Annotated in this window: 6 protein-coding genes; 4 read left to right on the forward strand and 2 right to left on the reverse strand. The window is 34.3% G+C overall.

Annotated features, from left to right (window positions below; all coding sequences use genetic code 11):
* Positions 1–88: 88 nt before the first annotated feature.
* Entirely contained in the window at positions 89–877 is a 789-nt protein-coding gene (locus Cyrtocomes_RS04450; protein ID WP_322497996.1) for a hypothetical protein, read from the reverse strand.
* A 119-nt stretch (positions 878–996) separates the two neighbouring features.
* On the opposite strand from Cyrtocomes_RS04450, the gene Cyrtocomes_RS04455 reads away from it, so the two are divergent.
* The 4 genes from Cyrtocomes_RS04455 to clpB all read left to right on the forward strand — a co-directional run bounded on the left by Cyrtocomes_RS04455 (position 997) and on the right by clpB (position 7,330).
* Positions 997–1,599 carry a dephospho-CoA kinase gene (locus tag Cyrtocomes_RS04455; protein WP_322497997.1) on the forward strand — a complete coding sequence of 201 codons (603 nt, stop codon included), beginning with the start codon at positions 997–999 and terminating at the stop codon, positions 1,597–1,599.
* Positions 1,574–2,224 carry a DNA polymerase III subunit epsilon gene (dnaQ, locus tag Cyrtocomes_RS04460; protein WP_322497998.1) on the forward strand — a complete coding sequence of 217 codons (651 nt, stop codon included), beginning with the start codon at positions 1,574–1,576 and terminating at the stop codon, positions 2,222–2,224. Before Cyrtocomes_RS04455 ends, dnaQ begins: the two co-directional genes overlap by 26 nt.
* A complete protein-coding gene (mutS, locus tag Cyrtocomes_RS04465) occupies positions 2,221–4,608 on the forward strand; it encodes a DNA mismatch repair protein MutS (protein WP_458693278.1) in 2,388 nt (795 codons plus the stop codon). Before dnaQ ends, mutS begins: the two co-directional genes overlap by 4 nt.
* 160 nt (positions 4,609–4,768) lie before the next feature.
* Entirely contained in the window at positions 4,769–7,330 is a 2,562-nt protein-coding gene (gene clpB / locus Cyrtocomes_RS04470) for an ATP-dependent chaperone ClpB (protein WP_322497999.1), read from the forward strand.
* Here clpB and Cyrtocomes_RS04475 read toward each other — a convergent pair.
* The coding region (locus tag Cyrtocomes_RS04475; RefSeq protein ID WP_322498000.1) for a hypothetical protein at positions 7,291–7,544 on the reverse strand (254 nt) is incomplete at its 5' end. The genes clpB and Cyrtocomes_RS04475 overlap by 40 nt on opposite strands.

The raw sequence follows: 7,544 nt of genomic DNA on the forward strand, positions 1-7,544 counted from the left end.
TTCGCTAAACTCAAAGAAAATCGACGCTTAGCATTACGATTTGAGAAATCCGATCTCTCTTTCCTTGCCTTTATAGCTTTAGCATCTATTAAATACAACCTTTGTTAACAGTGCCTATCATATCTAGCAATCTTTCATAAGAATCATCCCCTTTCTCAATTTCTGGTTTCCCCTCTAATTTTAGAGCAAGGCTAAGACATTTTTCTACTCCTTTTGATAATACAACTTCATCTTTGCCTGTCTGTACAACTTCGAGAATTTTTTGCTCTATTAGCTCATGGTGACCAGCGCGCATCCCAAGTTCAAATAGGCTTTTAGCCCCCTGATCATCTTTGGTTGGATTTAAAAATAGGTATCCAGGATCTGATTTTTCGATAACATCTTTAGTTAACTCTGTATTATCAAGTTTTGTAAGAATAGCTAAAAAACCCTTTTCAGAGATATTTTCAAGATTAAATCTTTTGTCTTTTACTAATCCAATCATTAACGCCTCTAAATCATTATTAGAGACTCCTGCATCAGCATATGCTGTAAATATTTTTGCAGATACCTCCCTTGGAGAAGAGAGGATAATTTCTTTTGCAAGTTCAGGATTTAGTGTATCAATGATAAAACTATACGCATCTGGCCCTAAATTATTGATAATTGCACCAGCATCAGATGGATTCATTAAACCAGCTCTAATATTTTCTGCAATGACTTGAGAGAACTGCGATTCTGGATACTTTGATATGATTTCACCTATTACCCTTGTATCTAAAACATGTGTTTGTAAGAATTCTTTTGCAATTGCTTGGCTACATCTTGAAAGGCTGTCAATAAGAGCATTCTCATTCCCAGATCTCCATAAGTTCTCTAATATACTTAGCTCTTTCATTGTTTTATATTAATAAAAATTCAATAAACATTATTTGCAGAATCAATCAAATCACTTGTATAATTCTGTTCTGCAACTAATTATGATATGCTCTTACTAAAATTGATAAAACTCAAGTCATGGAAAGAGTTTTTATTGTTACTGGCGCAATAGCTTCGGGAAAAACGTTCTTGCTTAGTAAAATGCGAAAATTTGGATTTTTAACTTTAAATGTAGATAAAATTGCTAAATCCATATTAGCCAATAACATAATTATACAAAAAAAGATTATTGAACAATTTCCAATTTATAAAGATTCTTTGGGAGGCTTTGATATATATAAATTTATTATTAATGCTAGCAGTGCCGCTCTTTGCTTTGTTGAAGAGCTTATTCATCCTATTGTTAGGGCAGAATGTAATAATCTCGTAAGGAACGTAAGAAAACAATCCAAAAGACCAATAGCATTAGAAATCCCCCTTTTTATTGAATCACTTACCAAAGGCAAAATATGCTATTTATATGAAAAGGTGATAGTAACACATTCAAGATTTGATATCAGAGAAAAAAGAGCAATGTTAAGAGAGCATATGACTAAGGAAAAATTTGATGCTATAACCAGCAGACAGACCACTGACGATATGCGTTTTATGTATGCGGATTATATAGTGTGTTGTGAAAACGATTATAGTATAAATAGTTTTTTGAGGGAGTTAATTGAGAGAAATAGTTTTAGATACTGAAACAACTGGTTTAAGTGTTAGGGATGGGCACAGAATTATAGAAATAGGTTGTGTAGAGCTTATAGATAGAAGATTTACTGGTCGCGTCTTTCATGAATATATTAATCCAAAAAGGGATATTGAGGCAACGGCCTTTTTAGTTCATGGCATTTCTAATGAATTTTTAAAAAACAGACCACAATTTCAACATATAGTAAATAAGTTGTTAGATTTCGTCCAAGATAGTAGCCTTATTATGCATAATGCTAATTTTGATGTTTCGTTTTTAAATAATGAACTTTCTCTATGTGGAAAGAGACCGATTGATCGAAATAAAATTGTAGATACTTTGACCATTGCAAGAAGAAGGTACCCAGGCTCAAAAGTGAGTTTAGACGCGCTATGCAGAAGGATGAATATTAACCTGAGCTCAAGAGAAAAGCATGGGGCATTAATAGATGCTAAACTTCTAGCTTCTGTATATGCACAAATGGTTTCCAATATTCAAAGTAGTATATTATTTAGTAACGAGAAAAGAGAGTCTATAGATTTAAAGAGCGTTTATAAAAAAAGATCTTTTCAACCTACTGAGCTTGAGGTCTCAGAGCACTTTAAAGCACTGGAATATATAAAAAAAGAGCGATGACACCAATGATGCGCCAATATATGGCATTAAAAATGATGAATGAAGAGCACTTATTATTTTACAGAATGGGTGATTTTTACGAACTCTTTTTTGATGATGCTATCAAGGCCTCTAAAGTACTAAATCTATTTTTAACAAAACGCGGAACTTATGATGGAAAAGATATTCCAATGTGTGGCGTGCCAGCCCATTCTAGTAACGTATATTTACTAAAATTAATAAAAAGCGGATTTTCTGTGGCAATATGTGAACAACTCGAAACGCCTCAGGAAGCAAAAAAAAGAGGCTACAATGCCCTTGTCAGGAGGGATGTAACAAGAATCATAACCCCTGGAACAATTTTAGAAGATGAGCTTCTAGAATCTAAAAATAACAATTATTTATGCTCATTATATAAGTGGAAAGATACGTATTCTATTGCTCTTACAGACCTTTCTGTTGGAGAATTTAAAGCTACAAGCTTTTCCTCATTTTTAGACGTAGAGGGATTTTTGGCGCAGATAAATGTTGCAGAACTTCTTGCGCCAGAATCTTTGAGGAATCAAATTGATAAAAGTATCAATTTAACAGCAAGACCTGAAAATATGTTTGATATCAATAGGTCTGGCGCCACTATTTCTGCAATTTTTAATGAATCTGTATTAACTGATAATTTCTCAGAAGCAGAGATTATAGCTATAGGTAGTTTATTAGAATATATAAGATATACGCAAAAAGATTCGCTACCATTCTTATCTAGACCATCTAGACATATAAATTCTAATTTCATGGTAATGGATAAGGCGACAAGGCGAAATTTAGAAATAGAAAAGAGTTTATCTGGTGAGAGATCTGGATCACTGTTAGGAGAACTAGATATGACCTTAACCGCAGCTGGCAGTAGACTTATGTGCAGGTACTTCTCTATGCCACTTATCGATCCAGGGGCGATAAATGCACGATTAGACGATATAGAATTTTTCATAAAAAACAAAGAGATAAGGGGTGTCTTAAGAGATTTATTATCTGATTTTCCAGATCTAGAAAGAGCGCTACAAAGATCAATAGGGAAGTTATCATCACCTTATGATCTTAATATCATAAGAAAGGGGCTTGAAACCTCTACAATTATTGTACAAAAAATAATGCTTTCTGGATCAGAAATTTCAGATAGCATAAGATCTCTTATAGTCCAGATAGCTGGATTTGAAATTATACTAAAAGAATTAAAATGCGCACTTGCTCCAGAAGAATGTACTAAAACAAAAGATAGCCATTATATACGGTACGGTTACTCAAAACAGCTAGATTGCCTTTTAGACCTGCTCCAAAATACTGATTTGAGGATAGAGGAGTTACAAGATAAATACAGAAAAATTACAGGCGTTAATAATCTTAAGATATCGAAAAATAATATTATTGGTTATTTTGTAGAGGTAAGCTCCGCCAATTCAAACAAACTAAAAAGCGATATATTTATACACAAGCAATCTTTAGGTAATTCAATAAGATATTTTACAGATGAGTTAAAAAATCTAGAAAATTTAATACTGAATAATACAGATAAGGTAAATGCTGTAAAAGATAGTATATTTGATAACTTAAAGAATGGTATTATCAAATATGCAATGGAGATAGGGCTTGTTGCAGGTATTATTGCGAAACTAGATGTATTATCCTCAATGGCACAAGTTGCGGTTACATATAAATATATCAGGCCAATAGTAGATCATAGCGGAGATTTTTACATAGAAGAAGGGAGGCATCCGGTTGTTGAAGTTCATGCAAATAATGTATTTGTACCAAATAATTGTGACATGAATGAAAAGAGTAATTTATGGCTAATAACTGGTCCAAATATGGCTGGGAAAAGCACATTTTTGAGACAGAATGCTTTAATTTGTCTAATGGCCCAAGCTGGCAGTTTTGTTCCTGCAACTTATGCAAAAATTGGTGCTATAGATAAACTATTCTGCAGGATAGGTGCGGCAGATAATCTTCATAAAAATCATTCTACTTTTATGGTGGAAATGCTTGAAAGTTCCAACATAGTCAATAATGCATCTAATAAATCGTTAATCATCATGGATGAGATTGGTAGGGGCACATCTACAAATGATGGAATTGCAATCGCTACCGCAATCATTGAATATATACATGATAAAATCAAGGCACGCGCATTTTTTGCCACACACTACCATGAATTGGCCTGCATTGAAGAAAGACTGGAAAGAGTATCATGCCATACAATGGATATTAAGGAATGGGATGGGGAAATAGTATTTTTACATAAAATAAAAAATGGTAGAGCCGAGAAATCATACGGTGTACACGTGGCACGGCTCGCAGGATTGCCAAATTCTATAATAGATAGAGCAAATGAATTATTGGAACTAAACAAGTAGATAATTTACTTAAGAATCACTAGTAAAAAGTTTAAACCAATCGTATAACTAGCTGTTATATAAGCAATTACATATTTATTGTACTTATTTTATTAAGTCAATTGAATAAGGTATATCACCCTACTACATACACATTCATTAATATCGTGTTGCAGAAATTATGAATAGCGATAAATTGACACAAAATACCCAAAAGATCCTTCAAGAAGCTCAGATGGATTGTTTGGCTAAGGGAAACCAGCATCTTAATGTTGAGCACGTTTTTTACTCTCTTTTAAATAATGATGAACTTTCAAGTCAAATATTATCTAGTTGCGGAGTTGAATTAAGGGCTCTTATTCAAGAAACTGAGAGTTTAATAGAGAAATTTCCTAAGGTCACTGGATCTCAGCTCTATATGAGCAATGAAGTTGCAATAGTCATAAAAAGCGCTGAGGAAATAGCAAAAAAGGCAGGGGACAGCTTTATAACAACGGAACGTTTATTACAAGCTATAGTAAAAGGCAAAAATCAAATATCTGCATTATTAAAGAATAAGGATGCCGGTATAGAAAAAAAGATTGATAGCAAGATTGCCGACTTAAGAAAAGGACAGGTAGCAGATTCAAAAACCTCAGAAGAAAATATGCAATCATTGCAAAAATTTACAAAAGACATAACTAAACTTGCTGAAGATGGAAAAATTGACCCAGTTATTGGTAGAGAGGAAGAGGTAAGACGTGCTATGCAGGTTTTATCTAGAAGGACGAAAAATAATCCTATTTTAATAGGAGAGCCAGGAGTGGGCAAAACCGCAATAGTAGAAGGCTTAGCACAAAGAATAGTTGCAAATGACGTACCAGAAAGCTTAAGAGGAGCCAGACTTGTTGCTCTAGATCTAGGTGCAATGATAGCAGGGTCAAAATTTAGAGGAGAATTTGAGGAACGTCTTAAGGCTATATTAAAAGAAATAGAAAAATCTAACCAAAATATTATACTCTTTATAGATGAACTACATACAATTGTTGGCGCTGGTGCAAATGAAGGAGCGATGGATGCATCTAACTTGCTAAAACCTGCACTTGCGAGGGGAGATTTGCACTGTATAGGAGCAACTACAATAAATGAATATAAGAAATACATAGAGAAGGATGCTGCACTTGCAAGGAGGTTTCAACCAATATACATATCAGAACCAACAAGCGATGAGGCAATCTCGATACTTAGAGGCCTCAAAGAGAAGTATGAGGTACATCATGGTATAAGGATTTCTGATAATGCAATAGTTGCCGCCGTGATGCTATCAAGTAGGTATATTACAGATAGGTTCTTACCAGATAAGGCCATAGATTTAATTGATGAGGCGGCAAGCAGACTGAGAATGCAGGTTGATAGTAAGCCTGAAGAAATAGATGAGCTAGATAGGCGTATATTACAGTTAAAAATTGAAGAAAGCGCCTTAAAAAAAGAAAAGGACGAACCATCAAGGAAAAGGCTTGAGAATATCGTGTATGAATTATCTGGTTTAGAAAAAAAATCTGCAGATCTTTCATCTACATGGAAAATGGAGAAGATGAAGTTGTATGAATTACAATCTACTAAGGAAAAATTAGAAATAGCTAAATCTGGGCTTGAAATAGCACAACGCAGCGGAGATTTATCAAAAGCCGGAGAAATAAGATATGGCGTAATCCCAGAGTTAGAGAAAAAGATATCAGAGCTTGAGCTCCAAAATCAAAATACATCAATGCAAGAATCGATAACAGAAAATGATATCGCACTTATAGTCTCAAGATGGACTGGAATACCTGTTGAAAATATGGTCGCCTCTGAAAAGGAGAGATTATTAAATATGGAGAAAATTTTAAGTAATAGCGTTGTTGGGCATGATTATGTAATTCAGGTTGTAAGTAATGCAATAAGGAGGTCTAGAGCAGGAATATCAGATCAAGATAAACCTATAGGTTCTTTTTTATTTTTAGGACCAACTGGTGTTGGAAAAACAGAACTCGCAAAAGCGCTTGCTGAATTTTTGTTCAATGATAGAAAGGCTATATTACGTGTTGATATGTCTGAGTATATGGAAAAGCACTCAGTAGCAAGGTTGATAGGAGCTCCTCCTGGATATGTTGGGTACGAGGAAGGTGGTGTTATAACAGAGGCTGTAAAACGTAGGCCTTATCAAATATTACTACTGGATGAGGTAGAGAAGGCACATCCCGATGTTTTCAACATATTATTACAAGTTTTAGATGAGGGGCGTCTTACAGATGGAAAGGGCAGGACTATAGATTTTAGAAATACTGTCATTATTCTGACTTCTAACATAGGCTCATCGTTTATAGCTCATGGAGCAAGTGGTGATAGCGGCGTAAAAAACAGTGTGATGGAACTTGTAAAAGCCCACTTTAAACCAGAATTTATAAATAGATTAGACGAGATAATAATTTTCGATAAACTTCAACAAAGCTCTATGTATAAGATAGCAGATATACAACTTGGAAAATTAGTAAAATTGCTAAAGAGTAAAAATATTGTATTAAAAATACATCAATCACTAATAGATTGGATTGCTGTTGAGGGGTTTGATCCGCTATATGGCGCAAGGCCAATGAAGAGGTTAATACAAAATTCTTTGCAAAATAAGCTTGCACAGGAATTACTTGCTGGTAGGATTACAAGTGGAGATGAGGTGAGCGCTTGTTATGAGGATGGTGATATAAGGCTTCGCAGCATCAGGTAATGTTTGACTTTATTATAAATGGTACAACTTGCAAAGATACTCTCTAGGGTGCAGCCGTCTGTTACCCTCGCGATATCAGAAACAGCAAAGAGATTAAAAAATGGAGGGCTTGATATAGGCACTGTTAACAAAGGTTTTGCCAAATAATGGAAAAGATGCAATATTATATTGGAGGCGATAAATATGGTATTTAGATGGATAAAAGGTTGTTTCC

The sequence above is a fragment of the Candidatus Cyrtobacter comes genome, assembly GCF_034470605.1.
GTDB classification, from domain to species: domain Bacteria; phylum Pseudomonadota; class Alphaproteobacteria; order Rickettsiales; family Midichloriaceae; genus Cyrtobacter; species Cyrtobacter comes.

What these genes read in the sequence shown, in the direction of transcription:
- clpB (WP_322497999.1), top strand. Translation starts at nt 4,769, where the DNA reads ATGAATAGCGATAAATTGACACAAAATACCCAAAAGATCCTTCAAGAA.
- mutS (WP_458693278.1), top strand. Translation starts at nt 2,221, where the DNA reads ATGACACCAATGATGCGCCAATATATGGCATTAAAAATGATGAATGAA.
- Cyrtocomes_RS04450 (WP_322497996.1), bottom strand. Translation starts at nt 877, where the DNA reads ATGAAAGAGCTAAGTATATTAGAGAACTTATGGAGATCTGGGAATGAG.
- Cyrtocomes_RS04455 (WP_322497997.1), top strand. Translation starts at nt 997, where the DNA reads ATGGAAAGAGTTTTTATTGTTACTGGCGCAATAGCTTCGGGAAAAACG.